Source organism: Sedimentitalea sp. (assembly GCF_039973035.1).
In the GTDB taxonomy this organism is placed as follows: Bacteria; Pseudomonadota; Alphaproteobacteria; order Rhodobacterales; family Rhodobacteraceae; genus Sedimentitalea.
Genome location: NZ_JBDWLR010000048.1, coordinates 1 through 1818, shown reverse-complemented (window position 1 = coordinate 1818; position 1818 = coordinate 1). Strand labels below are relative to the sequence as shown.

Annotated in this window: 2 protein-coding genes; one reads left to right on the top strand and one right to left on the bottom strand. The window is 50.8% G+C overall.

From position 1 onward, the window contains the following. The coding region (locus ABJO75_RS12035; RefSeq protein ID WP_348432489.1) for a hypothetical protein at window positions 1–860 on the top strand (860 nt) is incomplete at its 5' end. 89 nt (window positions 861–949) lie between these two features. Here ABJO75_RS12035 and ABJO75_RS12030 read toward each other — a convergent pair. After that, on the bottom strand, window positions 950–1818 hold an 869-nt coding region (locus ABJO75_RS12030), incomplete at its 5' end, for an aminotransferase class III-fold pyridoxal phosphate-dependent enzyme (RefSeq protein ID WP_348432488.1).

Sequence of the window (1818 nt, the reverse complement as noted above, 5' to 3'; positions counted from 1 at the left end):
TCGTCTCCCTGTTTCCTATGTTCAGGGTGAAAGTCGCCTATATCGAGACCATAAAACTCCTGAGCGAATTTTCCGGGCGCGTGCATGCAACGACCATAATCTCAACCTTGTCGGCTGCACTTGTCGGACTATTGATCGCGGTTTGGAGCTTTCGGCAGAATTTCATTCAGGGGCTTCTGGTTGTTGGCCCGGTATCCATCCTGATCGGCTATGCGTTCTCGGCCCGCGAGGCAACGCCAGACCTGATGATGACTGTATTCAGCTTGTCGGCGATCTACTACATCTGTCGGGAAAAGGCCTTTTTGGCTGCCCCATTCCTGTTCCTTATGTTTCTGGTTCGACCAGACGGAATCTTGCTGTTTTTCGCGCTTTTCCTCGCCGCACTGGCCGTGAGCAAATACAGACTGATTTACCTGGTGTTTTTTGCCGCTTGTCTCTTCCTGTATTTCCCTGTTGTCGGTTCGGTGGAACATCCTGGATGGTGGCCGCATTTCTACTATGCAAACATAGAGTATCAGGACGACATGCGAGGCTTCGCCCCAGCATTTGATGTGGTCCTTTACATCAAAGCCTTGCTGATAAACCTGGCGCGAACGGTCCAGGCCTATAATTGGTTGATGATCTTGGCCGTCTTCCTTTTGGGGTTTGCGCTTCTGGTGAGAAGGGGTGTGACGATCACACGGGGGCAATGGATGGCCGTCATTGCGCTAACCCTCTGCATGGGTGGAAAATTTGTCACCTTCCCATTGCCCGATGACAGGATCTACCTGCCTTACATGTTCCCGCTTCTGCTGGTTCTGGTAGAGATTTGGAAGCCAGTATTTTCATACGCAGGCGACCCAAAAGCTTCCATAAAATAGAAACTAAAACCTTCGAGACAAAGACACAAAAAAAAGAGCCCGCTTACAATGCGGGCTCTCTTGTTTCGTTTGATCGGCTTGGCGCTCGCTTATCCAGCTTGGGACTTGATGAAATCCTTGACGATGCTGACGATGCCCTTTGACAGAAGGTCATCCAATGCATCGCAGAATGTATCGACATTTTCTTTTGTACATACCAAAGGTGGTTCCAGTCGGATTACGTTGCGATTGTATTCCGTGAAGGCAACAAGAATGTCGTAGTCACGCAGCAGCTGTGCACCAATGAACCCTGACAGCGAGCCTTTCAGTTTGTCATCCAAAACGGACAACATCGGCCGGATGACCATCGGCATAGTCTTTGAGAAATCCTGAAATTCCAGGCCGACCATCAATCCAAGACCACGAACATCCTTGATGATCTTCGGATATTTGTCCTTGATATCGTTGAGACGAGAGATGAGATGCTCGCCGACCACAGCAGAGTTTTCGATCAGATCCTCGTCATAAAGAACGTTCAGCCCTTCAATGGCTGTAATACTGGCTTCGCCAATCCCGCCGAAAGTTGCCTGCGCATGGATCATTGCCGTTTTCGGTGTGCCATAGGCTTTCATGTAGATATCGCGTTTGGCGATCATCGCCCCGACGGCTGCCTTGCCTGCCCCAAGGGATTTTGCCAATGCAGTTACATCCGGCACGACGCCGTAGTGTTCAAACGCATAAAACTTGCCGGTCCGGCCATAGCCGCATTGCACTTCATCCGCGACCCACAGCACATTGTGCTTGTCGCATAAGGCACGAACGCCTTGCCAGTATTCTGCGGGCGCAGAGACGATACCGCCGCCGCCCTGAACTGTTTCAAGCACCACAACACCGATATCCGGATCGGATTCGATAGCCTTGGTAAGAGCTTCCAGATCGCCAAAAAGAACCTTCACCCGGTTATCAACCAGGTTGAAAT